We start from the raw sequence: 25,587 nt of genomic DNA, 5'->3' as shown, positions 1-25,587 counted from the left end.
GATAGGGTACCGATAGATAGAGTCCGCGTCTCCGGATGCGGACGACGCGCAAGCGCCCACGCGCCGGCACCGTAGGACTTGGAAGGTGGCCGGCAGTGGGCGCTTTCGCATAAGGAGGCACCGACATGAAGAAGTTCGTGACCGAGGATTCGTTTTGGGAGCTGTTCCCCGATGCCGCGATCGGCGTCGTCGTCGCGCGCGGCATGAAGACCGCCGACGAGGTGTCCGACGAGGACAAGGCCGAGATCGAGCGCCTGCTCGTCCGCGCCAACATGATGGCCGAGCGTCATCTGACGAGCGACACGATCTCCGAGAACGCGCCGGTGAAGGCGTGGCGCGAGGCGTATCGCAGGTTCAAGACGAAGAAGGGTGCGCGCTGCTCGATCGAGAACCTGCTCAAGCGCGTGCTCAAGGGCAAGCCGGTGGGCACCATCACGCCCGCGGTGGACATCTACAACACCATCTCGCTCACGTACGCGCTGCCGGTCGGCGGCGAGGACATCGACACCTTCCAGGGCGACCTGCGCCTGACCGTCACGGAGGGCGGCGACGCCTTCCTGCCGCTCGGTTCCGACGAGAGCGAGGATTCGACGCTTCCCGGCGAGCTGTGCTACCTGGACGATGCGGGCGCGGTGTGCCGATGCTGGAACTGGCGCGACGGCGTGCGCACGGCGCTTCGCGATGACTCGCGCAACGCGTTTCTGATCATCGAGTGCGTGGAGCCGGAGCGGATCGAGCAGTGCGTCGAGGCCATCGATGAGCTGGCGGAGCTCGTGGAGCGCTATCTTGGTGCCACGATCGAGGCCAAGCAGCTGTTGTGCGGACCGGTGCGCGAGGTCGTGATCGAACCGTAATATCCCTCCACCTGCGCTCGCAACGTCGTGCGGATGATGGATGTGTTGCATGGATGGCGGCCCCGTCGGTTGACATGCCGCGGGGCTGCGGCATACTGATAATTGTTAACCTATCAACATCGGCACGTGCGGGGAGGCGATATGGAGGCGTCGCGTTTCGAGGATTTCGTCGGGCTCATCACGCTCATCTCGAAGGAGATCCAGCGCATCAAGGCGGTGGAGGCGGCGAAGCTCGGCCTCAAGGGTTCCGATATCATGTGCCTGTACTACTTGGGTCAGCATGACGAGGGTCTGACCGGCTCCGAACTCGCCCGCGAGGCCGATGTGACGCGAGCGGCGGTATCACGTACGATCGCCCACCTCGAGGAGGAGGGGTTCGTCGAGGTCGACGAGGAGCAGGGGACCGGGTCGCGCTATCGGGCTCCGGTGCGCCTTACCGAGCGGGGCCGCAGCGTGACCGCCGAGGCCAACGAGATCATCCGCGCGGTCGTCAATGACATCGGCGAGGAGCTGGGCGATATCCAGCGCGTCCAGATGTACCGCTCGCTCAACCTCATCTACGACAAGCTCAAGGACATCTCGCGCGACTGATGCCGTTCGCGTGGGCGCCCTTCACCCGTATCGTTTTTTGCTAGTCTCGTTGCAAAATCCCATCCGCATATGAGGTGATCGGCATGGCGAAGACGCACGGTTCCAAGCGGACGGTCGGTATGGTTCTTGCCGCGGTCGCGCTCGTGGCAGTCGCTGCGGTTTTCGCGGTCAGGGCATATGGGCGCCACCTTGCCATCGAGTCGGGATTCCCTGATTTCTCCCAGGTTGTGCGCGCGGACGTGTATCTGTACGACGAGGAGTATCAAGAGTATATCCAGCAGCTGACCGGCGACGACTTCGATACCGTGGTCGATGCCGCGATGGGTCTCGAGCCCCAGGGAGCCCGGATGTCGATCGACGAGGTGCCCGATTTTACCGGTGGCTTCCCCAAGATGTTCCGTTTGACGCTGCGCGATGGTAAACGGGTCGATATCAACGTGGTACGGCTCGGCTTGTTCGAGAATTACGTCCTCATCGACGGCACGTATGCTTGGAAGGCGTCGGATCGGGCGCTGCGCGAGCTCGACGAGACGTACAAGCGGCTGATCCAGCCGTTGTTCGACGACGCCGCTTAGGGTGGGAAACAGGCGCGCCGCGGGAAGGAGCGCTTCTGGCGGCGCGCGTTTTTCATCTACTTCGCGTGCGCTTCGGCTTGGCACGCGGGGCAGAGTCCCTCGAAGATCGTGCTATGCGACGCGATGGCGTAACCCGTCGCCTGCGCGACCGATGCGTCCGCCTCGGCGTCGTAGGGCACCGTCGCGTCGATGACGGCGCCGCACTCGGTGCAGACCACGTGGCAGTGCGCGTCGAGACGAAGGTCGAACCGGTCGCCGCCGGGCGCCTTGACGCAGGTGATGGCATGCGTTTGCTCGAGCAGGCGCAGGTTACGGTAGACCGTGGCGCGGCTGATCTTGTCGTCGCGGGAGCGCACGTCGAGGTAGATCTCCTCGGCGGTCGGATGGTCGCAACGGTTGCGGACCGCGTCGAGGACGAGGGTTCGCTGTTTGGTGTTCCTGCGCTGAACCGGCATGACGCGCCTCCCTTATCGTGAACGGTTACTAACAGCATTTCACCAAAAGCGCATCGGGGAATCAAGCGCGCGGAATCCGTCTCCATAAAGGCCACGGGGGGGCGAGCGCGATGTCAGTGTCCGGCGGGTACCGCGTCAGTCCGCGTCACCCTCGCGAAAGCCCTCGTCGGGGTAGAGCGGGCCGTTGTCGGCGGCCGAGGTGGCGAGCTGGTCGCAGCGCTCGTTGAACGTGTTGCCGGCATGGCCCTTGACCCAGACGAAGGTGACGTCGTGGGCCTGTTTTGCTTCGAGCAGGCGTTTCCAGAGGTCCGGGTTCTTGACCGGCTTTTTGCCCGCCGTCTTCCACCCGCGTTTGATCCACCCCTCGATCCAATGCTTGTTGAACGCGTTGACCACGTATTGGGAATCGGAGTGCAGCTCGACGGTGCAGGGCCGGTTGAGGACCTCGAGCGCGGCGATGACCGCCATGAGCTCCATGCGGTTGTTGGTGGTGCGCTCGTAGCCGCGCGAGAGCTCGAGGACGTGCTCCTTCCCCGAGGGCGCGGTGTAGCGCAGCACGGCGCCGTATCCGCCCGGGCCGGGGTTGCCGCGCGCGGAGCCATCGGTGTAGATGGTGACGTTCAAATCGCAGGTCCTTTCGAGCGTGCCGTGTAGTGCGCGCCCTATTATATGATGACGCCGGGTTCGTAGCGCGCGTCGAAGCTCTCCTCGTCGTCGCGGGGTTCGAGTTCGTGCTCCTCGTCGAGCCAGATGCGGTTGCCGTAGCGGCGGTAATACGCGTGCAGCTTATCGAGATGGCCGATGAGCTGTGCCGGCGTGCCCTGGATCTCCATCTCCACCGACCCGTCGGAGCGGTTCATGACCCAGCCGGTGAGATGCTCCTCGCGTGCGAATCCGCGATTGGTCCAGCGAAAGCCCACGCCTTGGACCATGCCGGTAAAGCGCATGTGGAGGCGGATCGGTGCCGCCCCGCGCCCGTCGGACAGCATGGTCTGCAGCCGCTTGATAAGCGATTCCTCAAGCGGGCTGCGCATCGTCGGCTCGCCGTCGTGCGGCGTCGATGCCCTGAATCGGTCGAACAATCCCATACGCCCGTGCTCCTCCCGTGTTCGCCTTGAAGGTTGTATACCCGATTGTGGGGCGCCGGGTTCGAGCTTTCGGGCATAATGCTTGCATACGAGATCGAACGTTGGGGGAATGCGTCGTGGAGTTCTTGGTGTATCTGGCGATCCTGCTGGTCATCGCTGCGGTTATCTCGATTGCGCTGTCGTTTGTGGGCACCGTGCTCGTCGGTGCGCTCAGGCTGCTGCCGGTGGTGTTCGTCGCGTTGGCGATCGCCGTGTTCGTCCGTTGGTATCGCGAGCGCCACTGAGCGGTGCGCGGCGCAGCGGGCGGGGCACTTCGCCCGCCATGTCTCGGATGTCCTCGCGTGGCGGCTCCGTCCGTCTCCGTCCTTGTCCACCCCGCCTTATGGAATGTGCGTGGTGGGTCGGTACACGAGGTCCGATCGGTTAGACATATGTAACAATTTCGGTAGCAATTAGAACCGAGAAGGGGAGACCATGGGCAAGCCGGTCGTCAAGTTCTGCAAGAAGTGCTCGGGTATCAAATCCAAGGATCTCAAGGGCATCCTTCCCAAAGACGCTTGGAAGGAAGGCTGCGTCCACGCCTGCGTCAAGAAGTCGGACAAGGCTGAGCGGGTGTTCGCGCGCATCGACGGCAGGCTCGTGGTCGCCTCGTCCAAAAAGGACCTGATCGCCAAGATCAAGGATGCCGTGGCGTAGTGCCCGGCGTGCCGGTGCGCCCGTGCCCGTGCGCCCGTGCGCGGTAACGCTACAATGGGGTTCGGTGTCCCCGTGTGTCCAGGAGCTTCCATGCAGTACCGTATAGACCCGAAATCAGGCAACCGCATCTCGGCGCTCGGTCTGGGCTGCATGCGCATCCCCGGGTTCGCGATCGGCAAACCCGACCCACGCACCACGCGGGACATCATCGAGCGGGCGATCGAGCGGGGCATCAACTATCTGGACACCGCCTATCTGTATCCGGGCAACGAGGTCGCGGTCGGCACCGCGCTTGCGCGTGACGGCTTGCGCGATCGGGTTTTCGTGGCGACCAAACTGCCCCATGCGTCCTGCAAGCGCACCGAGGACTTCGATCGCTTCTTCTCCGAGCAGCTGCGTCGGCTGCGCACGGACCATATCGACTACTACCTGCTGCACAACATCACGAGCCCGGCGCAATGGGAGCGTGTGCGCGAGCTGGGGATCGAGGACTGGATCGCGCGCAAGAAGGCATGCGGTGCGATCCGGAGCATCGGCTTTTCGTTCCACGGCAGCACGGACGACTTTCCCGTGCTGCTCGACGCCTACGATTGGGATTTCTGCCAGATCCAGTACAACTACGCCAACGAGCGCTACCAGGCGGGTACGGTCGGTCTGCATGCGGCCGCGGCGCGCGGCATGGCGGTGTTCGTCATGGAGCCGTTGCTGGGTGGCCGTCTTGCCGACAAGCTGCCGGCGCCTGCGGCGCGCCTGCTCGCGCAGGCGGGGGAGGGTGGGCTGCAGACGCCCGCCGATTGGGGCTTGAGCTGGGTGTGGAACCATCCCGAGGTGACCATGCTGCTGTCCGGCATGACCTCGCCCGCGATGGTCGACGCGAACGCGGCGGTTGCCGAGCGCGCCCTTCCGGACACGATGACCGAGGCGCAGCTCGCGACGATCGGTCGTGTGGTCGAGCTGTTCGAGCGGGCGAATCGCGTGCCGTGCACGGGTTGCAACTACTGCATGCCCTGTCCGCACGGCATCAACATCCCCGGGTGCTTCGCGGCGTACAACGCGAGTTTCGCCCATGGGTGGTTCGCCGGCATGCAGCAGTACTTCACGGCGAGCGCGGTGCGAACGTCATCGCCGCGCTTGGCGAGCAACTGCGTGTCGTGCGGGGCCTGCGCTCGCCATTGCCCGCAGCATATCGACATCCCGGCGCGCATGGCCGATGTCCGCCGTAGGTTCCAGCCCGGTCCCGTCAACACCGTGCTCAAACTGATCCGTCCTCGCTAGATGGGATGCGGTGCGTGACGGATGGGATCCGCCGTGCGTGGGACATTCCTTTCCATTCCTGTAAGGCGGGATCTCCGTCGGGTATCATGAAGCACATGTCAAATGCTCGATCCGCACCCGAACGGTTCGGATCTCATGTGGATAGGAGCCACCATGTCGGGTGACCGCGACGATCTGTTCAGGATGCTTCGAATGATGGGCGTGCCGGTGCCCGATCCCGACGAGGGGGAGCGTGATGCCATTCCGGTCGACGCCGTGGTCGGAGATGCGGATGGCGATGCCGGTGAAGCGGGGGCATCGCGTGCTTCCGGTCGTGGTGCGTCGGGCAAGCACGCCTCGCGTGCCCCACGGTCCGGCAACGATCTAATCGATCGGATCGTTCGATGGAGCCGTCGTGCGCTCATTATCGCCGCCGTCGTGCTCCTGCTGGCGCTCGCGGCATGCTACTGGTGGTTCCATCCGGCGCTCAATCTGCACAGCCCCCAGGTTTGGAGCTGGCTCATCATGATCGCCGCCATCGTGGCCTGCGCGCTGTGGATCGCTTCGTTGCGCTTCGCCCATCGCGCCCGGCTTTTCAAACGTCTGACCCTGCTTCCCGCCGCCGTCATCGTCGCCTTCATCGTGGGCGTTGTGGCGGGCATGCCGATCATTCCGGGCAACGCCGAGCGCTACGCCACGGTGCTCACCACGACCGACGGCGTGTTCGCGGAGGATATCGAGGAGGTCGATTACTCCGAGGTGCCCGTCATCGATCGCGCTTCGGCGATCCTGCTCGGCGACCGCGCGATGGGGTCCATCCCCGAATACGTGAGCCAGTTCGAGATTTCGGATGCCTACAGCCAGATCAACTACCATGGGCGACCCGTCCGTGTGAGCCCGCTCACCTATGCCGATCTGTTCAAGTGGTTCTCCAATCGCGATGCCGGTATCCCTGCGTACGTGCTGGTCGACATGGTCACGCAGGAAGCCGAGGTCGTTCGACTCGATCAGCCCATCAAGTACAGCGAATCGGAGCCGCTGGCGCGCAATATCGACCGTTATGTGCAGCTGACGTATCCGACGTACATGTTCGATCAGAAGTCCTTCGAGCTCGATGAGGACGGCACGCCCTGGTGGGTATTTCCGGTGCAGCGGCGTACGATCGGCCTGTTCGAGGGCACGACGATCCAGCGCGTCGTGCTCGTGAACGCCTGCACCGGCGAGACGCTCGACTATGCGGTCGAGGATGTGCCCACGTGGGTCGACCGTGCCTATCCGAGCGATCTGATCATCGAGCAGTACAACTGGAGCGGTGCCTATGCGAACGGCTGGCTCAATTCATGGCTGGGGCAACGTGATGTGGTGCGTACGACCAAGGGAACCGATGGCGAGCTCGGATACAACTATCTCGCCCAAGGTGAGGATATCTATCTGTATTCCGGTGTCTCCAGCGTGACGGCCGACAGCTCGAGTATCGGGTTCATCCTCGTGAATCAGCGTACGGGTGAGTCGCACTTCTATCCCGTGGCAGGTGCTACGGAGGATTCGGCGATGGCGAGCGCGGAGGGCGAGCTGCAGAACCTTCGCTATCAGGCGACCTTCCCGTTGCTGCTTAACGTCGCCGGTCAACCGACCTACTTCATGTCCATGAAGGACGATGCCGGCCTCGTCAAGATGTTCGCCATGATCAACGTCGAGCATTATCAGAACGTGGCTACCGGTTCGACGGTCGCGGGGTGCCAGGACAGCTATCTTGCCATGCTGGCGGCCGACGGGACGCTGTCTGACGAGGAGGCGGTCGCATCTGGTGCGCAGCGACAGGTCTCGGGCAAGATCGCGACGATCGCGCAGGCGGTGGTCGAGGGGGATTCCCACTTTTACGTGACGCTCGAGGATTCCGCTGCCATTTACGATTTCGCCTTGCCCGATCTGCTCGGCATCGTACGCTATCGCGTGGGCGATGAGATCGCCTTCAGCTATATGGAGGGGGAGACACCCGATGGCGGGGAGGAGACGCCCGAAACCGGTGCTTCCGAGACGGTCTTCACCGTCATGTCGCTGGAATAGGGCGTGCCATGCGCTTGTCGACCGGGGCTCATCGGCAGGAATCCGCGATGCCCCGGCCGGTTCCGTCAGCGGATCGCCTCGAGCGTGACGGCGGTGCCGCTGGCGGTCACCATGAGCATGCCGCCCTGGCCGAGGACCTCGTAGTCCATGTCGACGCCCACCACGGCGTGCGCGCCCAGCTCGGATGCCCGCTGCTCGAGCTCGGCGAGGGCCTCGCGGCGCGCCTCGATAAGCTCATCCTCATATCCCTTGCTGCGCCCACCGACGAAGTTGCGCAGGCTGGCGCCGATATCCTTGATGAAGTCGATACCGGTGATGACCTCGCCGAAGACGATGCCATAGTACCCGCTGATGCGATAGCCGTCGACGGACGGTGTGGTCGTGATGATCATGTGCGGCTCCGTTCGGTCGTAATGCGTACCTATAAGACGGCATACCTGCCGCCTTGCCCTCATGGTACCCGGCACCGCGCATCCCCTACGCGCTCCACGCAACGTCTACGCCGTACGCTCCATGCGGGCGCGCAGGATGAGGACGGCGCCCAGGTCGGGTTCGTGCGCAGGGGCGACCAGGCGGCACGTTGCGGGAAGCGCCGCACGCAGCGGCTCGAGGATCAGCTCGCCGGCGTTGAACGTCCCGCCGATAAGCGCGACGGGGATGGTGCCGACGGTGCCGCCCGCATCGTCGAAGATTCCCTCGACGATGGCGCGGGCCATATCCGCCTCCTCGCGTGCTGCGGCGGCCATGATCGCGTGTGCACTCGCGTCTCCCGCACCGGCGGCGTCGGTCACCAAGCGGCTGAGTGCGGCGATACGCGTGCGGTCAGCGATGGCGCGCCGTGCGAACGGGATGATATCGAAGTCGTCGTGCAGGTCGAGTTCGCGGCGGACGAGCTCGTAGAGCGGGCCGCGCGCATCGCGGCCGTCGGCTTGGCGCGTAAAGGCGCGCAACAGCTCCTTGCCCATCCAGCCTCCGCTGCCCTCGTCGCCGATCTCGTAGTCCCAACCGCCGCAGCGCATGGTCCGTCCGCGGCAGACGCCGTAGGCGATCGATCCGGTGCCGGCGATCAGCGCGATGCCGTCTGCCATATCGAGCCCCGCCGCCCATGCCGCCTCGACATCGTTGACCAGCGCATAGGGGTTTTGTCCGGCAAGCGCGGCCACGATGTCGCGGATCGCGGCGTCGGCGCGGGCGTCCTCGCCGTAGCCGCACAGTGACAAGCCGATTCCGAACGCATCGTCCAGATGCCCGCTTGTCTGCGCCCACGCGATGCCGTCGCGCAGGACGCGCTCCATGCCGTCCAGCCCGACCTGTGCGTAGTGGCAGGTCGTCAGCACGGTCCGATCGAGTCGATCGAGGTTCTCATCGTAGACGGAGCAGGCGGTCTTGGTGCCGCCCCCGTCGATGCCGAGCCAGCGCATAGGGTTCCTTTCGCAAGGGGTGTGGCCCGTCGGCTGTGCGACGGGGCGGACGATATGGAGGGGCGCTGTTACGAAAGCGCGAGCCACAGGGCCACGATCACGGCGATCACCACGATGACAGCGGCGATGACGGCGATAAGGCGCATGCGCGAGCCGCGCGTCCGCTCGCGGACGTTCGCCTCCGCCTCGGCGAGGGCGTCGACCTGTTCGAGCAGCTCCTCGCGCTCGGCGCGGTCGGCGGCGCAGGCGGCGGCGATGCGCTCGGTGATCTCGGGATGGTCGTGGATGTCGGTCGCGGCGGCGATCTGCTGATCCGCGGCGGTGACCTCCTGCTCGGCTTCGGCTTGCGAGCGCTGCTCTTCCTTCAGGTCCTTTTCCTGCTCGGCGATCTTGCCCTTGATCTGCTTTTGCCGCGTCGCGGCGTCCTTGCGGGCGGCGTCCAGGGCGTCACGCGCGTCCGCGGTGGCATCGCTGATCGCACGGAACGATTCCTTGGCGTCGGCAACGGGCTTTTCGGCCTCGTGGACCGCTGCCTGGGAAGCGGCGAGCGTCGCCTGGGCGTCTGCCGTGACACGGGGGAGCTCGTCCTTCGCGCGGCGCAGTGCCTCGGTGGCGTCGGAGATATCGGCCGCCAGCTCGGTGTCGCGTACGCTGTAGGCGGCGGAGTTCGCCGAGGGGTTGCGCTGGATCTCGGCGTACTCGCTGCGAAGCTTCTCCAACCGTTCCTCGGCGGTATCGACGGCGCGCTTCGCCTCCTCGACGCGCTCGACCGTCGTCTCCCTTGCCTTCTCGAGCGCTCGCTGGGAATCCGCGAGACGGCGCTTCATGCGGTTCGCAGCGTCGCGCGCGCTCTCCTCCTTGCTCTCGGCGGACTCAAGGGCGGCCTTGAGCTGCTTTTCGGTCTCGGCGTCCTGCTCTTTCATCTCGTTGAGCTGCGCCTTCATGGCGTCGATACGCTCCTGGATGGTCTTTTGGAGCGCCTGCGACGCCTTGATGGCGCTCAGTGCGCTGTTCTTGCGCGTGGTCTGCTCGGCGATGATCTCCTCGAAGCGGCCCGTCACATCCTGGCGGTGCAGCAGCTCCTCGGTTTGCTCCTTGATGCGGCGATCGAGCTCGTCGAGCATTTCGCGCGCCTCGCTGTGGGCGCGTTTGGCGGCGCTCATCTCGCGCACGGCGCCCACGCCCTGCGTGATGAAGGTGCCTACGTTGCCCGCCGCCTCGGCGGTGGCATGGGCGATGCGCTTGCCCGCCGCCTTGAGCTCGTCTACGCGTGCGGGCTCCTGGGTCGCATGTTGGCGCTCCGCGAGCGGGGAAAGCGGGGGCTGCACCTCGGTGGACGCGATGGGCTCCGCATTCGCACCGCCGTCGATGACCTCGAAGCCCTCCGGAAGCGGCGCGGGGTCGTCTCCCACCTGCTCGTATTCGTCGCGCGTGAGGAAACCCGGCATGGTTCCGTACGCCTCATCGTCTTCGGTGACGGCGGCGGCCGGTTCGTCCTCGGTCGAGGCGTCGGCGACCGGCTCGTCCTCGACGGCGGTTTCGATGACGTCCTCGACGGCGTCCGCAGGCTCGTCGGGTGCGGGAGCGTTTTCGTCGACGCCGTCGTCACCCTCCTGCGTCGTGGCCATGCCCGTCTCTTCGACCTCGGCCGCGGCGTCCTGCGGGCTTACAACGGCCTCATCCTCATGCTTCTTATCGATATAGGTTTCGTCGCTCATGGCGGCTCCTGTCTCATGTGTCGATCCATCGTCAATGATATACCCTCGCGCGGACGCCGGCGCTTGCCGCGGGCCCGTTTTTCGCCGCGCCGTCCGAGTCGCGCTCGCACCTCGCCCTGTCCTGCTTCTTCGTGCTTTCTGCATTTCTGGCGACCGCTTCTTCGCGCCGCTATACTGGATGCTCGTGAGACCGACGTGAGTGCAAAGGATACGACAGGCAATGGACCAGAAGCTCTTCACCTACGACATCGTCGCCGAGGACCCCAAGACGCATGCCCGTGCGGGCATCCTGCACACGCCGCATGGCGATATCGAGACGCCGATCTTCATGCCGGTGGGTACGAAAGCCAACGTCAAGGGCATTCCCACCGAGACGGTGAAGGAGCTGGGTGCGCAGATCGTGCTCGCCAACACGTATCACTTGGCCATGCGCCCGGGCGCCGATCTCATCGACGAGCTCGGCGGTTTGCACACGTTCATGAACTGGCATGGCCCCATCCTCACCGATTCCGGTGGTTTCCAGGTCTTTTCCCACAACGATGCCGTCAAGCTCACCGACGAGGGCGTCCGCTTCATCGCGACCGACTACGACGGCAGCCATGTGTTCTGGACTCCCGAGGACAACATGGCCATCGCGCAGAAGCTGGGCTCCGACATCTGCATGCAGCTCGATCAGTGCCCGGGCTACCCGGCCACGCGCGCCTACGTGGAGCGCGCCGTCGAGCTCTCGAGTATGTGGGCCGAGCGCTGCTACGCGGCGCACACCCGTCCCGACCAGGCGCTGTTCGGCATCGTGCAGGGCGGCATGCATCTCGACCTGCGCCTGCGCAGCCTGCGTCATCTGGAGGAGTGCGGCGACTTCCCGGGCTACGGCATCGGCGGCTACTCGGTGGGCGAGGACCACGAGACGATGTTCGAGTCGCTGACCCCGCTCGTGTCCGAGCATATGCCGCGCCATAAACCTCGCTACCTCATGGGCGTGGGCAATCCCACGACGCTCGTGCGCGCCGTCGGCATCGGCGTCGATATGTTCGACTGCGTGCTGCCCACGCGCACCGGCCGCATGGGTACGGCGTTTTCCCACGAGGGGCGCCTGAACTTCCGCAACGCGCGTTTCGCCCGCGATGCGGGGCCGATCGACCCGCAGTGCACCTGCCCGGTGTGCACGGGCGGCTACAGTCGTGCGCTCATCCGCCACATGGTCACGCAGAAGGAGATGCTCGGTGGCATCCTGTTGTCCATGCACAACATCTACTTCCTGCTCGACCTTATGCGCCAGGCGCGCACCGCGATCATCGAGGGCCGCTACGCCGAGTTCCAGCGGGCGTGGATGGACAGCCCCGCCGCGAAGGACTACTAAGCACGTTGTCGCGACCGTCGAGCGCCGCCGCTTTTGATGCCACGGGGCTCTTTTCGTGTCCATCGGCATGAGAACGGACAACTTTCGTCCGTATCGAGGACAGGGAGGCGCTAGCGTCAAAAGGCGATCGGATTTTTGCAGATTTTTCCGCGTTGTGTACGGGTGATTTTGGAGCTACCACAAAACGGCACAAACGGACAGATTGTGACCTGCTATTTTCCGATCGCCAAGCTTCAAATGAGTGCCGTTTCGCAGGAGCTCAAAAATCAGCTGTACACAACCGGGAAAAAACTGCAACAAAGGGGCACCGGTCTGCCGCTTGCACGTTTGGGGCAGGTGCCGAGCGCGCGGCTATGCGAATATCGAGCAGGGGAGCTCGTCGTGCTCGATTTTTGTGCGAAACAGCCTGTAATCGGCATCATTCTGATCGGCGTAAGCTTGCGAAAACTCCCAGAGGGCGTCGTCGAAGGTGTCGCCGTCACCCAGATAGGCCGCGATCGCCACGCCGTCGCCGGTGCGTGCATGCGCGTGGGCGAGCGCCCAGGCGCACAGCCTGGCAGTGTTGGCGAGCCCCTCTTCGCCGACGTTCTCCAGATCGATCGAGCCCTTGCCGTTCCACAACTGGCGCACGTAGTAGTCGCGCGTGCCGCCGCCCGGCAGCTCGATACTCGTCCAGCCGAGCAGGATGTCGCTCGTGGTCTGGATGAGCCGCTGGCCCTGCACCACACGTTCGCCGTGGGAAGCGAAGGGCGCCGTGCGGTAGAAGCGCTCGACGACCGAGGTGCCCGCCTCCTTCATCTGCATCACGAGCGGGTCGTTTTCGTTCTTGCCGTGCAGAAGCGCCACCCAGGCGCGTGTCCCCACGCTTCCCACGCCCACGACCTTTCGCGCGGTGTCGTCCAGATGGTAACGATTCACCAGGCAACGCTTATCGTAGGAAAGGTTGTCCACGTACAACGCGTACAGCGCGCCGATGCGTCGTGAAAGCTCGGAAACGGGCGTGCCCTCGAATCCGTCGATCCTGTCGAGCGGCACGAGTGCGGGCGGTTCATACTTGAACCGTATGCTGCCGTCTGTCTCGCGGTACGCGAGTTTGTCCGCCGCGCGCACGCTGTCTTTGGCGCGGGCCTTCTCGAGCGCGCGCCGGAGCGTCTTGCTCTGCTTGCCGCCGAGTTCGCCCTCAAACCCTTCGATCGTCTGCTCGACATCCAAGTGCGCGTGCCAAACGTCCAGCTCGCCCATCTCGGCAAAGCGGGCCATGCTCTTGCGGTACGCTTTGACGCATGCGCGCACCGCGCGCTCCCGTGCGCCCGTTTTGAACCCGCGATCGCGCCCGCAGATCTCCACGCTCACGGAGAGGCGCTTGATATCCCATTCCCACGGTCCCGGTGCGGTCTCGTCGAAATCGTTAATGTCGAACACCAGATGTCGCGTGGGACTCGCGAAGATGCCGAAGTTGGCGATATGCGCATCGCCCACGCATTGGACCTCGATGTCCGTGATCGGCGTTCGCGCGAGGTCGCGCGCCATGATGATGGCGGTGCCGCGGTAGAACGTGAACGGCGAGACCGCCATACGCGCATAGCGCAGACCGATCAGTTCGGGAATGCGCTCGGCCGACTGCTCCTCGAGCAGCGCGATGGCGTCCTCGCGTCCCTCACGTACGGTCCATGCGCCGAGCGCCGACCTCGGGCATGCCGCGCGTGCCGCGCGTCCGCGCTCGCGGCGCGAGAGGTCGTCGCCTCGCGTGCGCCGGTCGGGTGTGACGTCGTGTGACGAATGCTTCGACGTACCGTTGGACATCGTGCTCCTTCCGTAGGTGTCCCTCATTATGGGTAATTCCCCCGCTTCGTGGAAGGTCCTCGTTTTCCATTGCGCGGCTCGCAGCAACCGCCGGCGGCGGTCCTTGCCGATAACGATTCTCGATTTGATACGATGGAGACCAGCGGATTCCCCACGACGAGAGGACGCGTCATGGCAACGTACCGGTGCCCGATGTGCGGTTGGATCTACGATGAGGAGCAGGAGGGCGCTCCGTTCTCCGAGCTCGAGCGCTGTCCGATGTGCGGCGTGCCCGCAGCCGAGTTCTATCCCGTTGCCGAGGACGGCGTGACGCCGGTCGAGCAAGGGGGCGCAGCTTCGAGCGTGGCGGACGGCGCGCCGTCCGAATCGGGGTCGGACGATCTGTCCGTGCCTTCCGAGCTGCGACGCCTCGATCCCTCGATCCGCCATATGGACACCATCCACCGTCTGGCGGAGCACGGCTCGATACCCGATGGCGCCATGGCGACGACGCTGCCGCTGCCCAGTTGGGACGACATCCTCGTGCTCGGCGCCCAGCTCGACCCGATGCCGCTCGCCTCCGACGCCGACGTGGACATTTCCTGCACGATCGGTCCGCGGGCTGCGCGGCCGCTTGTGTTGAAGGGCCCCGCTTTCGTGTCGCATATGTCGCTCGGCGCCCTGTCCCGTGAGGCCAAGGTCGCCCTGGCACGCGGCGCCGCAGCGGCGGGGACCGCGACATGCTCGGGGGAGGGCGGCGTCCTTCCCGAGGAGCTCGCGGAGGCGGGGAGCCGCTACATCTTCGAATTCGCGCCGCTGCGCTATTCGGTGACCGATGCGAACCTGCGCGCCGCGGGGGCGGTCGAGATCAAGATCGGGCAGGGCACCAAGCCCGGCATGGGCGGGCATCTTCCCGGCGAGAAGGTCACCGAGGAGATCGCGCGCATCCGTGGGCGGAAGGCGGGGGAGGACATCATCTCGCCGTCGACCATTCCCGGCATCGAGTGCGTAAGCGATCTTGCCGAGCTCATCGACGAGCTGCGCAAGCGCAGCGCCGGGGCGCCGATCGGTGTCAAACTCGCTGCCGGCCATGTCGAACGCGATGTGGCGGCGGCGCTCACCGCTGGGGCCGACTTCATCACCATCGATGGCCGCGGGGGAGCGACGGGCGCCTCACCGGTCATGCTGCGCGACGCCTCGTCGGTGCCGACGATCTACGCGCTCGCCCGTGCCCGTCGCTGCATGGATGCCATGGGTTCCGATGCCAGCCTGATCGTCACCGGCGGCCTGCGCGTGGCATCCGATATCGTCAAGGCCCTCGCCATGGGCGCCGACGCCGTGGCGCTCGCCAGCGCCTCGCTCATGGCGCTCGGCTGTCAGCAGTATCGTATCTGCGGAAGCGGCTTGTGTCCCATGGGTATCGCCACGCAGGATCCCGAGCTGCGGGCTCGGCTCGATGTCGAGCGCGGCGCGCGGCGCGTGGGGAACTTCTACCGTGCGACCTTCGACGACCTGCGCATGTTCTGCCGCGTGACGGGCCATCGCCGCATCGCCGATCTGAGCTTGGATGACCTTGTCACCTGCGATGCCGACATGGCGGAGCGCTGCGGCATCCCCCGTGCGTAGCCGATTCGCATCGCAGCCTTACAGGCTCCGTACCGCGGGCTTGTCTGAACCATACGGTTGCGGGGGAATAATGGTCACGATGCCGGGCTTCGCCGGCAGGATATCGAAACGCTCAACGAGGAGATTTCCATGACCCAACAGCCCTTCGACGCGGAGGCGCCCGACACCAACCATATCGACGAGGCGGATGAGCACGTCAAGCGCACCTACGAGTCCACCTATCATAAGGGCCCCGTCATCCTGCGCGGATCGCTTATTCCCGAGCAGACGACGACCGAGAACCTGCTGGCCAGTGAGGATTCGACCGACTGGCTCCATATGGATCCATGGCGCGTCATGCGCATCCAGGCGGAGTTCGTCGATGGATTCGGCGCCTTGGCCGAGTTGGGCCCCGCGGTGTCGATCTTCGGTTCGGCGCGCACGGACCGCACGGACCCTATGTACAAGGCCGCGCGGCGCGCCGGCAAGCTGATCGCCAAACAGGGCGTCGCGGTTATCACCGGCGGTGGGCCCGGCATCATGGAAGCCGCGAACCGCGGTGCCGCGGTGGGTGGCGGCACGTCGGTCGGTCTCGGTATCGAGCTGCCGCATGAGCAGGGCATCAATCCGTGGGTCAACCTCGGCATGACGTTTCGGTATTTCTTCGTGCGCAAGACGATGTTCGTCAAGTATTCTTCGGGCGCTATCGTCTTCCCGGGAGGTTTCGGCACGCTCGATGAGCTGTTCGAGCTCCTCACGCTCGTGCAGACGCACAAGGTCAAGCGTATGCCCGTGGCGCTCATGGGTGCCGACTACTGGCAGGGACTGTTCGACTGGGTCGGCGGGACGGTTCTCGAGTCGGGCAACATCTCCAAGCTCGATCCGGAACTCGTGCATATCACCGATGACGTCGAGGAAGCCGTTTCCATCGCGCTGTCGGGCATCGCACGGGGGTGACACGCGTTTTCTCCGCCAGCGTGAGAGGGGGAGTCCCATATCGAACAAGGCCGGCAAGTTCACGCCGGTTCCAGCCGTCATGCGTCGTCGATCCGGGGTTGACGGGTCATCCGCCGCTTACAGAGCGCGTCACTGAGGGCGCGGACGCTTCGTTTGGGACAATTTGTTCAGATATGAAGGTTTCGGCTGGCAACGAGATATCGTTTGATATTGTCTTTCGCACAGACGGCCCTTTCGCCAGGTTGCAAGACGGCCAAATCGGCCGTCTTGTTCCTCATTTTTCGCGCTTTCAACTTGATTGACCGGCTCAGCGCCTCGGGAAACCTTCATATCTGAACAAATTGCCCAGCCCCGTCTCTCGTTGCTAGCAAATGGGGCCCATTGCGTTCGGCGCAGCACGGGGCCCTGCGGGCTCGATTCCCCGGCGCGCAAACGAAAAAGAGCTCCTACCTGCGTAGAAGCTCTTTCGAAGTCATTGGTGGAGACGAAGGGAAGTCGGCCGCCGCTTCGCGGCGACCTCCCGCTGCGGAGGCCTCGCGGCCTCCTTGCGACCCGTGCTGGCGAACGCTCGCGCGTTCGGCGCAGCGCGGGGCCCTGCGGGCTCGATTCCCCGGCGCGCAAACGAAAAAGAGCTCCTACCTGCGTAGAAGCTCTTTCGAAGTCCTTGGTGGAGACGAAGGGAATCGAACCCTCGGCCTCTGCCATGCGACGGCAGCGCTCTCCCAGCTGAGCTACGTCCCCAAGACGAGAGATTATGATAGCAGGCTTGCGCCGACTGTCAACGGGAAAATGGACAAAAAGAGGCCTCCCCACACTTCACGATAATGAACCCACCTCTACAAGGTGGGTGCCCTCATCGCTCCCTCCAGCGTCCTTAACAACGAAGGATACCTGTACTAGAAACGACTGTGTGGGCTCCCAAGAAAAAATCGACGGTTCACCCAGTTGCTCCGTGTGGGGAGGAACATCTTTATCATAGAGCACGCCGTTCGCAATACCAGTCTTGACTTGTATCGGAGTGTGGTGGAAGATGGAAGCACACGCCTGAACTTCGTCAGCATAAGCGCCTCACCGGCGCTTTTTTCATATGAAAGGCTCATGGCCATGGTCGTTTTGCCCGCCGTGCCGACAGATTTCCCCGCTGTCGTCTCCTTCTATCGCAGCGTCGTCGAGGCGATGCACGGCACACCCTATGACGCATATTGGGATATGGAGTTCCATCCGACCGAGGCTGCGCTGCGCGACGCGATCGACGCGGGCAATCTGTTCGCCGCGTTCGATTCGTCGGACCGTGCGCGCGTCTTGGGCGCGTTCGTGCTCGATGATCGGCAAGGTGAGGGATATGACCAGGCTTCCTGGCATGTCGCCATCCCCGACGGCAGGGTCGCCGTCGTGCACCTGCTGGCCGTGTCTTTGCAGACGCGTGGCGCAGGGGTCGGTGACGCGCTGGTCGAGCATGCGAAATCGGTCGCCCGCGCGCGCGGTGCCGCCTCGCTGCGACTCGATGTTTTGGCGAGTAACGAGCCAGCGGTCGCGCTGTACCTTCGTGCGGGCTTGGTGGATCTGGGCGTCTACCCACTCGTGTATGGCGGGGATCTTGCGGTTGCTGCGCACTTGATGGAGTTCGACCTGCTGCATGCCGTCGATCGTCCATCGTCCGCACCCGCGCCGGCGACCGAGGTGGTGTCGGATGCCGAGGCGCCCTGCCAGCGCAACCTGCTGCGGGGAGAATCGCTTGCCGCCTGCGAGCTTTGCCCCCGGCGGTGCGGCGCGGCTCGTCTGCAGGGTGAGCGCGGTGCGTGCGGTGCCGCCGCATCGCTCAAGCTCGCTCGCGCGGCGCTTCACCTGTGGGAAGAGCCGCCCATCTCGGGCAAGGCCGGTTCGGGGACGATCTTTTTCAGCGGATGCCCCCTCAAGTGCGTCTACTGTCAAAATCACGAGATCTCGACCGGGAACTTCGGCATCGAGGTTCCTCCCGCGCGCCTCGTGGAGATCATGCTCGAGCTGCAGGGGCAGGGCGCTTTGAACATCAACCTCGTGACGGCGACGCACTATGCGTACCTGCTGCCGCATGCGGTCGGCGAGGCGCGAGCGCGCGGACTCACCATCCCGATCGTGTACAACACGAGTGGCTACGAGCGCGTGGAGGCTGTGCGCGAACTCGACGGCATCGTGGACATCTGGCTCACGGACTTCAAGTACGCCGATGCGACCCTCGCGAGAACGCTGTCGCACGTGCCGGACTACCCCGAGTTCGCAGCGTCCGCGTTGGCGCAGATGGTAAGGCAGATCGATGCGCGCGGCGGCATCGTGTTCGACGACGAGGGCATCATGCGCCAGGGGCTGATCGTGCGGCACCTGGTGCTGCCGGGACATGCGGGCGATTCCTGTCGGGTGCTCGACGCCATCTGGGAGATCGCCGGCGACGTGCCCATCTCGGTCATGAACCAGTACACCCCCAACGCGGCGATGCGCACGGCCGGCGGACGGCTTGCCGGCCCGGTGAGCGACGAGGAGTACGAGCGGGTGCTCGATCATGCGGACGCTCTCGGGTTCACCACGATGTACTGGCAGGAGGGCGGCGCGGTCGACGAGAGCTTCACGCCGGCATTCGACACCACGGGCGTGCTCGCGGCGGCAGATGGCCCGATCCTCCCGCGCGCTTGAGTCCCCGTCCGGCACCCGGTGCGCTTCGGGCCGTTGCCGGTGCGATTCGGTAAAATATCGCACCCGCGCACCTGCCCATGGTCAAACAGGTATACTGCTGGTCATGCGAAAATCCCATGCGTCGGGCCTGTCCCGGCGCACACGATCGGAGGCATCGATGGCAGACCAGCAGACCGCGCCGCTAACCGACGAGGAGCGCGCTGAGCTCGAGGCCCTGCGTGCCGAGAAAGCCGCCCGCGAACAGGCGGAGCGGGCGCGTCGCGAACGTGCCGAACTCGAGGCCCTGCGCGCCGAGCAGCGCGCCGCCGAGGCGCCCGCTCCCGAGCAGCCTGCCGCGGTTCCCGCTGCGCGCACCCGTCGCACGGATGACCGCCCGCCGGTCGTCGATCCGGACAACCTCACCTTCGGTCAGCGCATGGTCATGACCCCCGATACCACCGACGAGGACGGTATCCCCGCGATGCCGCCCGCCCAGAAGATCATCATCGCCATCGGGTTGCTGTGCGCACTCGGCGGCGGTGTCTGGATCGCGCTCACCAACGCGGGGATTTTGTAGGTTCCATTTCGTAGATCCCACGATCGAAAGGTTGGCGCCAGCGCCCTGAGTCAGCACCGACGCCGCGAGACCAGGTAAGGAGCAACCATGGCTTTGACAGATGTATCGCGCCCGACGGACATCGCCATGCTCACCGATCTGTATGAGCTGACGATGGCCCAGGGGCTGTGGGAAAACGAGAAGCAGGACGAGCAGGCGTGCTTCACGGCGTTCTACCGCGACCATCCCTTCGGCAGCGAGTACGCCGTCATGTGCGGCACCGCCGAGCTCGCCGAGCTCGTCGAGAACATGCGCTTCACCGACGAGGACATCGCGTATCTGGCCGGTTTGTCGGCGCCCGCGGGCGGTAGCCTCTTCAGCCCGGCGTTTTTGGACTACCTACGCAATTTCCGCCCGCACGTGGATATCGACGCGGTGCCGGAGGGCGAGCTCGTGTTCCCACGCGAGCCCATGGTGCGCGTGACCGGATCCATCCTCGCCTGTCAGCTGCTCGAGACCGCGCTGCTCAACATCATCGGGTTCCAGTCGCTCGTGGCGACCAAGACCGCCCGCGTGGTGGCCGCCGCCAAGGGGCGTCCCGTCGCGGAGTTCGGTCTGCGTCGCGCGCAGGGCCCCGACGGCGGCATGGCCGTCGCCCGTGCGAGCTACGTCGCCGGCTGCGCGTCGACCTCCAACGTGCTGGCGGGCCGCAAGTACGGCATTCCCGTCTCGGGCACGCATGCGCACAGCTGGGTCATGTCGTTCGATACCGAGCTCGAGGCGTTCCGTGCGTTCGCGAGCTCGAGCCCCAAGAACTGCACCCTGCTCATCGATACCTACGACGTGCGCGAGGGCGTGGAGAACGCGATCACCGTCGCCAAGGAGATGGAGACGCGCGGCGAGCGCCTCGCGGGCATCCGCATCGATTCGGGCGACCTGGCCAAGCTTTCCACGTACGTGCGCGGCCGCTTCGACGAGGAGGGGCTCGACTACGTCAAGATCGTCGTGTCCAACGACCTCGATGAGTACACGATCCAGTCGCTGCTGAACCAGGGCGCCCCGGTCGACAGCTTCGGCGTGGGCACCAAGCTCGCCACTTGCTACGACCAGCCGGCACTCGGCTGCGTGTACAAGCTCGCGGCGCATCGCGCGTCGGCCGACGAGCCCTGGACGCCGGTCCTCAAGCTCTCCGAGCAGCCCTATAAGCGTACGATCCCCGGCATCCAGCAGGTGCGTCGCTACGTCGACGAGACGGGTTGCCCGGTGTGCGACATGATCTACGACGAGGCGTATCTCGAGGGTGACGGCGACGATCGCGGCACCACGCTCGTCGCTGTGAACGACGCGGCGCTCGTCACGAGCGTGGCGGGCATGTCCTATCGCGAGCTGCTCGTCCCGGTCGTGCGCGACGGCGCCGCCGTGGCGCCGCGCGAGTCGATCGAGGATGCCCGCGCCCGCTGCAAGGCGGCGCTCGATGCGCTCGATCCGGTGTACAAGCGCTTCCTGTACCCGCAGTCCTATATGGTGGGCATGGAGGTCGGCTTGGCGCGCGTGCGCGACGAGCTCGTGCGTGAGCGCATGGCCGAAAGCAGCACCGCGATTCCGTGGCGTCGCATCTAACGCCCCCTCGACATCGCCTGGCCGCGGCTCGCCGCGCCGGCACCCGATACGTTTCCGCACGACGAAAGGCGCACATACCCTATGACCGGCGATCGTAAAACCATGGTCGTGAAGATCGGCTCCTCGACGCTCGTGGGGCCCGACCGCGCGCTGCGTCGCGACTTCATCGCCGATCTCGCCCGGCAGGCGCGTGAGCTTTCCGAGCTCGGCTGGTCGCTCGTGGTGGTGAGCTCGGGTGCCATCGCCGCCGGCGCGCCAGTCCTCGGTTTCGAGGCGCGTCCGACCGACATGCCGAGTCTGCAGGCGTGCGCCTCGGTGGGGCAGTGCGTGCTCTCGGCCGTCTACGACGAGGAGTTCCGCGCCCGCGACCTGCTCACCTCGCTCGTGCTGCTCACGCGCCACGACACGGCGCGCCGCACGTCGTACCTGCACGCGCGCGACACACTCACGCGCCTGGTCGAGCTCGGCGTCGTCCCCATCGTGAACGAGAACGACACGGTGACCGTCGACGAGATCCGCTTCGGCGACAACGACACGCTCGCGGCGCTGGTGAGCTGCCTGGTCTCGGCAGACCTGTGCGTTACGCTCTCCGATATCGACGGGCTCTACACCGCCAACCCCATGGAAGACCCCGCGGCGCGCTTCATCCCGCGCGTCGAGAAGATCGACGCCGCGATCATCGCGTCGGCGGGCGATTCGTCGACCTCGGTGGGTACCGGCGGCATGATCACCAAGATCCGCGCCAGCCGCATTCTCATGACGGCGGGGATCGCGAGCGTGATCTGCTCGGGCGCCGAGGACGACGCGCTCGTCCGCCTCGCGCGTGGCGAGTCGGTGGGCACCCTGTTCGTGCCGCCGACGGGACGGCTGGAGATCGCCCCGCGCAAGTTGTGGATCGCGCTCGGAGATGCGGCGCACGGCACGGTGACGGTCGATGCGGGTGCCGCCGACGCGCTCATCCGCCGCGGGTCGTCGCTTTTGCCCGTGGGCATCACGCGGGTGGAAGGGGAGTTCTCCGCCGGGGATACGCTCGATGTGCACGATCCGGACGGCCTTGCCATCGCGCGCGGCCTCGCGCAGGCGGGATCCGACGAGCTCAAGCTCGCCGCCGGCCGCCATCAGGACGAGATCGCCTCCAACCGTCTGCTGTCCGCGCTGGCCGGAAAACCCGCCATCCATCGCGACGAGCTCATCGTCTTCGCCTGATTCAGGCGGTTATAACGCCGGATCGTCGTTTGGCTCCAAGGTGAGCCCGACAAGTTTGAACCCGGCCCCACCTTGTCGACAAGTTTGAACCCGGCCCCATCTTGTCGCCGTTGGTAAGATGGGGCCGGGTTCGTCGTGTCGATGGATCTTAGGTGAGGTGGCCGGCGGCGAGTGCCTCCGCGTACAGATGCCGGAACACCGCGTCGCCGTGCACGCCGTCGTGCTCGAACTCGTTGGTGACCCAGGGATGCGCGTTGCCGATGCGCGAGAGCGTGTCGAGCTGCAGACCGGCGTCGACGTACATGTCGTCGAAGTACACCGCCGCGTGCAGCGGCACCTCGTTGGCGGCCAGGCGGATCGGATCGTAGACCTGGTCGAACTCGATATCCTCCATGAGCATATGGACCGCCGGCCCGAACGGTGCGAGCTCGGGCATCTGCTCGAACATCCACGGGAAGCACGCCTCACCCGTGAACAGGAGCGGACGGGCGTCGCCGTCGAACGCGGGACGGCGCGCCTTCTCGGCATCTGCGGCCCAGCGGATGGGCGCCGTCGTGCCGTCGGCATAGATGAATTCCTGAAGCGTCCAGTACAGGGGGTTCGCGCGCGTGTTCGTGCGGTCGAGCACGCCCATGAGGAAGGCGTCCGTGAGGTCGGAGGGGTCCGGATGCGAGGGGATGCCGCCGTCCGCCTGCTCGAATGCGGTGTCGAACAACCAGTGCATGCGCTCGAAGCTCGGCTTCATGCCAAAGTCGCTGCCGAGCAGCTGCAGGCGCTCCACCGTGAGCGGGCCGCCGTCGGGAAGGACGATACCTCCCGTGGCGAGCGCATCGGCGACGGCGGCGACGCGTGCGACGTCGTCCGGGTAGCGGTCGTAATAGGCGTTGGTCTTGGCCGCCATGCGCGGGAAGGTGTGCGCGTAGACCTCCGCGGCGTTGGCCGGCACGTGCGGGATGCCGCCGCAGGTGAACGCCGCCGTGATGCCAGACGGATAGCTCGACAGGTAGCTCAACGTGATGAATCCGCCGTAGCTTTGGCCGAGCGTGGTCCACGGACGGCCGCCGAACTGCGTGAGACGCAGGTACTCGAGGTCGCGCACGATCGAGGGGGCGAGCAGGCGCTTGAGGAGGTCGGCCTGGGCGCGCACGGGGTCCGCCCCGGCGGCCCGGGCGCGCTCGGCGAGGACGTCCATGGTGCGTCCGCTCACCCGAGAACTGCGGCCCACACCGCGCTGGTCGGGAAGGATCACGCGATAGTGCCGCACCGCCTCGGCGATCCAGCCGTCATCGGTGGGGGAGACCGGGCGCGGGCAGGCGCCGCCCGGACCGCCTTGGAGAAAGACGAGCAGTGGCAGGTCGTCGTTCACGTGCTCGGGCGCGCATATCACGCGGTAGAACAGCTTGATGGATTCCGGTGCGCCGGGGATGGGGTCGGGGAAGGCGCCCGCCCGCATGGTGAGGCCGCAGGCGAGCAGGGCAGGCTCCAACCCGCGCCAATCGAGCGGCACGTCGATCGAGTGGTCCTCGACGTACAGACCGGGGATGAAATAGCTTGCGAGCTTGGCCATGAGGGACTCCTTGGAATCGGTTCGGGATTCGTCACGTCTTGCACAACAGAGTAGCGACAAGATGGTGCCAGGTACAAACTTGTCGGCAAGATGCCGACAAGTTTGTACCTGGCACCATCTTGTCGCAAACTTGTCGGTAATGTCCCGGCAACGTGGGAACGTCGCGCCGGCACGAGCCGCATATTCGGGTAGCATGGTGACAGGGGAGATTCCACGCGAGGAGGTGCCGAATGGCGCAGGATATCAGGGCATATGTTGAGGAGCTGGCGCGTGCCGCCAAGGAGGCGTCGCGACCGCTCGGGTTCGCCTCCGACGAGGCGCGTCAGACGGCGGTCCGCGCCATGGCGGCGGCGCTGCGCGAGAACGCATCCCGGATCTTGGACGCCAACGCGCAGGATATGGCCGCCGCACGCAAGGCGGGTACGACCGAGGGCCTGCTCGATCGTCTGCTGCTCACCGACGAGCGCATCGAGGGGATGGCTGCAGGCCTGGAGAAGCTCGCCGAGCTGCCCGACCCCGTGGGGCGCGTGCTCGAGCACCGCACCATCGATCAGGGGCTCGACCTGCAAAAAGTGAGCGTACCGCTGGGTCTGGTTGCCATGGTGTACGAGGCGCGTCCCAACGTGACCGCCGACGCGGCGGGCATCTGCATCCGTACCGGTAACGCCTGTATCCTGCGCGGCGGTTCGCTTGCCCAGCGCTCCTGCGTGGCCATCGCGCACGCGCTCGCCGACGCGGTGGAGGCCTCCGGTTTCCCGCGCGATGCCGTGACCATCATCGAGACGACCGACCGCGAGGCCACGGGCGCCCTCATGAGCCTGCGCGGCATTGTGGACGTGCTCATTCCCCGTGGAGGCGCCGGTCTCATCCAGCGATGCGTGCGCGAGTCGCTCGTGCCGGTCATCGAGACGGGTACGGGCAACTGCCATATCTATGTGCATGCGAGCGCCGATTTCGCCAAAGCGCGTCGCATCGTGATGAACGCCAAGACGCAGCGCGTGGGCGTGTGCAACGCCTGCGAGTCGCTGCTCGTGGACGCCACGGTCGCCGAGGTCTTCCTGCCCGATATGCTTCGCGAGCTTTCGGATGCGGGCGTGCTCATCCATGGCGACGAGACGGCCTGTGGGGTGTGCCACGAGCTCGGCCTGGTACAGGGCGAGGCCTTCGTGCCCGCGACTGAGGAGGACTGGGGCCGCGAGTACCTCGCCATGGAGATCTCGGTGAAGTGCGTGAGCGGGCTCGACGAGGCGATCGCGCACATCAACCGCTACGGCACCATGCATTCGGAGGCCATCGTGGCCGAGGATCCGCAGGCGTGCGAGCGCTTCCTGCGCGAGGTCGATGCGAGCTCGGTGTACGCCAACGCGAGCACGCGGTTCACCGACGGCGCCGAGTTCGGCCTGGGCGCCGAGATCGGCATCTCCACGCAGAAGCTGCATGCGCGCGGCCCGTTTGCCGCCGAGGCGCTCACCACCTACAAGTACGAGATCCGCGGCACCGGACAGGTTCGTCCGTAGCGCACATCCATATCGCTTTGCCCATGCGGCCTCCCGGCAGCTCGCCGAGAGG

General features: G+C 65.5%; 23 protein-coding genes, 1 tRNA gene and 1 pseudogene. 16 read left to right on the top strand and 9 right to left on the bottom strand.

Annotated features, from left to right (window positions below; genetic code table 11):
- Positions 1 to 125 precede the first annotated feature (125 nt).
- From I6E04_RS06865 to I6E04_RS06855, 3 genes are all read left to right on the top strand, one after another.
- Complete coding sequence (locus I6E04_RS06865) at positions 126 to 854, top strand: B3/B4 domain-containing protein (protein WP_235422454.1); 729 nt, start codon at positions 126 to 128, stop codon at positions 852 to 854.
- A gap of 141 nt (positions 855 to 995) precedes the next feature.
- A complete protein-coding gene (locus tag I6E04_RS06860) occupies positions 996 to 1,445 on the top strand; it encodes a MarR family winged helix-turn-helix transcriptional regulator (protein WP_235422453.1) in 450 nt (149 codons plus the stop codon).
- Positions 1,446 to 1,528: 83 nt separating this feature from the next.
- On the top strand, positions 1,529 to 2,020 hold the full coding sequence (locus I6E04_RS06855; RefSeq protein ID WP_235422452.1) for a hypothetical protein: 492 nt from the start codon (positions 1,529 to 1,531) through the stop codon (positions 2,018 to 2,020).
- Between the two features lie 56 nt (positions 2,021 to 2,076).
- Here the strand turns inward: I6E04_RS06855 and I6E04_RS06850 are convergent, their stop codons facing one another.
- The 3 genes from I6E04_RS06850 to I6E04_RS06840 all read right to left on the bottom strand — a co-directional run bounded on the left by I6E04_RS06850 (position 2,077) and on the right by I6E04_RS06840 (position 3,563).
- Positions 2,077 to 2,475: a Fur family transcriptional regulator gene (locus tag I6E04_RS06850; RefSeq protein WP_235422451.1), complete on the bottom strand. Its 399-nt coding sequence runs from the start codon at positions 2,473 to 2,475 to the stop codon at positions 2,077 to 2,079.
- A 135-nt stretch (positions 2,476 to 2,610) separates the two neighbouring features.
- The gene (gene rnhA / locus I6E04_RS06845) at positions 2,611 to 3,099 is read right to left on the bottom strand and encodes a ribonuclease HI (RefSeq protein ID WP_235422450.1); all 489 of its coding nucleotides are present in this window, start codon (positions 3,097 to 3,099) and stop codon (positions 2,611 to 2,613) included.
- A gap of 41 nt (positions 3,100 to 3,140) precedes the next feature.
- The gene (locus tag I6E04_RS06840) at positions 3,141 to 3,563 is read right to left on the bottom strand and encodes an acylphosphatase (RefSeq protein WP_235422449.1); all 423 of its coding nucleotides are present in this window, start codon (positions 3,561 to 3,563) and stop codon (positions 3,141 to 3,143) included.
- 116 nt (positions 3,564 to 3,679) lie between these two features.
- On the opposite strand from I6E04_RS06840, the gene I6E04_RS06835 reads away from it, so the two are divergent.
- The 4 genes from I6E04_RS06835 to I6E04_RS06820 all read left to right on the top strand — a co-directional run bounded on the left by I6E04_RS06835 (position 3,680) and on the right by I6E04_RS06820 (position 7,580).
- Positions 3,680 to 3,847 (top strand): hypothetical protein, encoded by a 168-nt coding sequence (locus tag I6E04_RS06835; RefSeq protein ID WP_235422448.1) that lies wholly within the window; start codon positions 3,680 to 3,682, stop codon positions 3,845 to 3,847.
- Positions 3,848 to 4,037: 190 nt separating this feature from the next.
- Positions 4,038 to 4,259, top strand: a complete 222-nt coding sequence (locus I6E04_RS06830; protein WP_235422447.1) for a hypothetical protein — start codon at positions 4,038 to 4,040, stop codon at positions 4,257 to 4,259.
- Positions 4,260 to 4,349: 90 nt separating this feature from the next.
- Positions 4,350 to 5,534, top strand: a complete 1,185-nt coding sequence (locus I6E04_RS06825) for an aldo/keto reductase (protein WP_235422446.1) — start codon at positions 4,350 to 4,352, stop codon at positions 5,532 to 5,534.
- 153 nt (positions 5,535 to 5,687) lie between these two features.
- A complete protein-coding gene (locus tag I6E04_RS06820; RefSeq protein WP_235422445.1) occupies positions 5,688 to 7,580 on the top strand; it encodes a Tat pathway signal sequence in 1,893 nt (630 codons plus the stop codon).
- A 65-nt stretch (positions 7,581 to 7,645) separates the two neighbouring features.
- Here I6E04_RS06820 and I6E04_RS06815 read toward each other — a convergent pair whose 3' ends face one another.
- From I6E04_RS06815 to I6E04_RS06805, 3 genes are all read right to left on the bottom strand, one after another.
- The gene (locus I6E04_RS06815; RefSeq protein ID WP_235422444.1) at positions 7,646 to 7,972 is read right to left on the bottom strand and encodes a putative heavy metal-binding protein; all 327 of its coding nucleotides are present in this window, start codon (positions 7,970 to 7,972) and stop codon (positions 7,646 to 7,648) included.
- 105 nt (positions 7,973 to 8,077) lie between these two features.
- Positions 8,078 to 9,001 (bottom strand): BadF/BadG/BcrA/BcrD ATPase family protein, encoded by a 924-nt coding sequence (locus I6E04_RS06810; RefSeq protein WP_235422443.1) that lies wholly within the window; start codon positions 8,999 to 9,001, stop codon positions 8,078 to 8,080.
- 68 nt (positions 9,002 to 9,069) lie between these two features.
- Positions 9,070 to 10,719, bottom strand: coding sequence for a hypothetical protein (locus I6E04_RS06805; RefSeq protein WP_235422442.1), 1,650 nt, complete (start codon positions 10,717 to 10,719; stop codon positions 9,070 to 9,072).
- Between the two features lie 220 nt (positions 10,720 to 10,939).
- On the opposite strand from I6E04_RS06805, the gene tgt reads away from it, so the two are divergent.
- Positions 10,940 to 12,079: a tRNA guanosine(34) transglycosylase Tgt gene (gene tgt, locus I6E04_RS06800; protein WP_235422441.1), complete on the top strand. Its 1,140-nt coding sequence runs from the start codon at positions 10,940 to 10,942 to the stop codon at positions 12,077 to 12,079.
- 351 nt (positions 12,080 to 12,430) lie between these two features.
- Here tgt and I6E04_RS06795 read toward each other — a convergent pair whose 3' ends face one another.
- Positions 12,431 to 13,882, bottom strand: a complete 1,452-nt coding sequence (locus I6E04_RS06795) for a DUF2252 domain-containing protein (RefSeq protein WP_235422440.1) — start codon at positions 13,880 to 13,882, stop codon at positions 12,431 to 12,433.
- 171 nt (positions 13,883 to 14,053) lie between these two features.
- On the opposite strand from I6E04_RS06795, the gene I6E04_RS06790 reads away from it, so the two are divergent.
- The gene (locus I6E04_RS06790; protein WP_235422439.1) at positions 14,054 to 15,487 is read left to right on the top strand and encodes a glutamate synthase-related protein; all 1,434 of its coding nucleotides are present in this window, start codon (positions 14,054 to 14,056) and stop codon (positions 15,485 to 15,487) included.
- Positions 15,488 to 15,616: 129 nt separating this feature from the next.
- On the top strand, positions 15,617 to 16,423 hold the full coding sequence (locus I6E04_RS06785) for a TIGR00730 family Rossman fold protein (RefSeq protein ID WP_235422438.1): 807 nt from the start codon (positions 15,617 to 15,619) through the stop codon (positions 16,421 to 16,423).
- A 665-nt stretch (positions 16,424 to 17,088) separates the two neighbouring features.
- Here I6E04_RS06785 and I6E04_RS06780 read toward each other — a convergent pair.
- Positions 17,089 to 17,164 (bottom strand) — tRNA-Ala (locus I6E04_RS06780).
- A gap of 357 nt (positions 17,165 to 17,521) precedes the next feature.
- On the opposite strand from I6E04_RS06780, the pseudogene I6E04_RS06775 reads away from it, so the two are divergent.
- The 5 genes and pseudogenes from I6E04_RS06775 to proB all read left to right on the top strand — a co-directional run.
- Positions 17,522 to 17,965, top strand: a pseudogene (locus I6E04_RS06775) (GNAT family N-acetyltransferase); the annotation flags it as partial.
- A 174-nt stretch (positions 17,966 to 18,139) separates the two neighbouring features.
- On the top strand, positions 18,140 to 19,090 hold the full coding sequence (locus I6E04_RS06770; protein ID WP_235422549.1) for a radical SAM protein: 951 nt from the start codon (positions 18,140 to 18,142) through the stop codon (positions 19,088 to 19,090).
- 157 nt (positions 19,091 to 19,247) lie between these two features.
- Positions 19,248 to 19,646: a hypothetical protein gene (locus I6E04_RS06765; protein ID WP_235422437.1), complete on the top strand. Its 399-nt coding sequence runs from the start codon at positions 19,248 to 19,250 to the stop codon at positions 19,644 to 19,646.
- A gap of 87 nt (positions 19,647 to 19,733) precedes the next feature.
- On the top strand, positions 19,734 to 21,245 hold the full coding sequence (locus tag I6E04_RS06760; RefSeq protein WP_235422436.1) for a nicotinate phosphoribosyltransferase: 1,512 nt from the start codon (positions 19,734 to 19,736) through the stop codon (positions 21,243 to 21,245).
- An 81-nt stretch (positions 21,246 to 21,326) separates the two neighbouring features.
- Positions 21,327 to 22,451 (top strand): glutamate 5-kinase, encoded by a 1,125-nt coding sequence (proB, locus tag I6E04_RS06755; protein ID WP_235422435.1) that lies wholly within the window; start codon positions 21,327 to 21,329, stop codon positions 22,449 to 22,451.
- A 148-nt stretch (positions 22,452 to 22,599) separates the two neighbouring features.
- Here proB and I6E04_RS06750 read toward each other — a convergent pair whose 3' ends face one another.
- A complete protein-coding gene (locus I6E04_RS06750; RefSeq protein ID WP_235422434.1) occupies positions 22,600 to 24,018 on the bottom strand; it encodes an alpha/beta fold hydrolase in 1,419 nt (472 codons plus the stop codon).
- A gap of 230 nt (positions 24,019 to 24,248) precedes the next feature.
- Here I6E04_RS06750 and I6E04_RS06745 point away from each other — a divergent pair, with 230 nt between their 5' ends.
- On the top strand, positions 24,249 to 25,535 hold the full coding sequence (locus tag I6E04_RS06745; RefSeq protein ID WP_235422433.1) for a glutamate-5-semialdehyde dehydrogenase: 1,287 nt from the start codon (positions 24,249 to 24,251) through the stop codon (positions 25,533 to 25,535).
- Positions 25,536 to 25,587: the final 52 nt, after the last annotated feature.

It is taken from the genome of Collinsella tanakaei (assembly GCF_021531055.1).
In the GTDB taxonomy this organism is placed as follows: domain Bacteria; phylum Actinomycetota; class Coriobacteriia; order Coriobacteriales; family Coriobacteriaceae; genus Collinsella; species Collinsella tanakaei_B.
Note: the sequence above shows the minus strand (reverse complement) of the source record. Positions and strands in the feature narration are given on the sequence as shown.

Bases quoted from the DNA above. Each gene is read 5' to 3' on its own strand.
- I6E04_RS06865 (WP_235422454.1), top strand. From the start codon at position 126: ATGAAGAAGTTCGTGACCGAGGATTCGTTTTGGGAGCTGTTCCCCGAT.
- I6E04_RS06860 (WP_235422453.1), top strand. From the start codon at position 996: ATGGAGGCGTCGCGTTTCGAGGATTTCGTCGGGCTCATCACGCTCATC.
- I6E04_RS06855 (WP_235422452.1), top strand. From the start codon at position 1,529: ATGGCGAAGACGCACGGTTCCAAGCGGACGGTCGGTATGGTTCTTGCC.
- I6E04_RS06850 (WP_235422451.1), bottom strand. From the start codon at position 2,475: ATGCCGGTTCAGCGCAGGAACACCAAACAGCGAACCCTCGTCCTCGAC.
- I6E04_RS06840 (WP_235422449.1), bottom strand. From the start codon at position 3,563: ATGGGATTGTTCGACCGATTCAGGGCATCGACGCCGCACGACGGCGAG.
- I6E04_RS06830 (WP_235422447.1), top strand. From the start codon at position 4,038: ATGGGCAAGCCGGTCGTCAAGTTCTGCAAGAAGTGCTCGGGTATCAAA.
- I6E04_RS06825 (WP_235422446.1), top strand. From the start codon at position 4,350: ATGCAGTACCGTATAGACCCGAAATCAGGCAACCGCATCTCGGCGCTC.
- I6E04_RS06820 (WP_235422445.1), top strand. From the start codon at position 5,688: ATGTCGGGTGACCGCGACGATCTGTTCAGGATGCTTCGAATGATGGGC.
- I6E04_RS06815 (WP_235422444.1), bottom strand. From the start codon at position 7,972: ATGATCATCACGACCACACCGTCCGTCGACGGCTATCGCATCAGCGGG.
- I6E04_RS06810 (WP_235422443.1), bottom strand. From the start codon at position 9,001: ATGCGCTGGCTCGGCATCGACGGGGGCGGCACCAAGACCGCCTGCTCC.
- I6E04_RS06805 (WP_235422442.1), bottom strand. From the start codon at position 10,719: ATGAGCGACGAAACCTATATCGATAAGAAGCATGAGGATGAGGCCGTT.
- tgt (WP_235422441.1), top strand. From the start codon at position 10,940: ATGGACCAGAAGCTCTTCACCTACGACATCGTCGCCGAGGACCCCAAG.
- I6E04_RS06795 (WP_235422440.1), bottom strand. From the start codon at position 13,882: ATGTCCAACGGTACGTCGAAGCATTCGTCACACGACGTCACACCCGAC.
- I6E04_RS06790 (WP_235422439.1), top strand. From the start codon at position 14,054: ATGGCAACGTACCGGTGCCCGATGTGCGGTTGGATCTACGATGAGGAG.
- I6E04_RS06785 (WP_235422438.1), top strand. From the start codon at position 15,617: ATGACCCAACAGCCCTTCGACGCGGAGGCGCCCGACACCAACCATATC.
- I6E04_RS06765 (WP_235422437.1), top strand. From the start codon at position 19,248: ATGGCAGACCAGCAGACCGCGCCGCTAACCGACGAGGAGCGCGCTGAG.
- I6E04_RS06760 (WP_235422436.1), top strand. From the start codon at position 19,734: ATGGCTTTGACAGATGTATCGCGCCCGACGGACATCGCCATGCTCACC.
- proB (WP_235422435.1), top strand. From the start codon at position 21,327: ATGACCGGCGATCGTAAAACCATGGTCGTGAAGATCGGCTCCTCGACG.
- I6E04_RS06750 (WP_235422434.1), bottom strand. From the start codon at position 24,018: ATGGCCAAGCTCGCAAGCTATTTCATCCCCGGTCTGTACGTCGAGGAC.
- I6E04_RS06745 (WP_235422433.1), top strand. From the start codon at position 24,249: ATGGCGCAGGATATCAGGGCATATGTTGAGGAGCTGGCGCGTGCCGCC.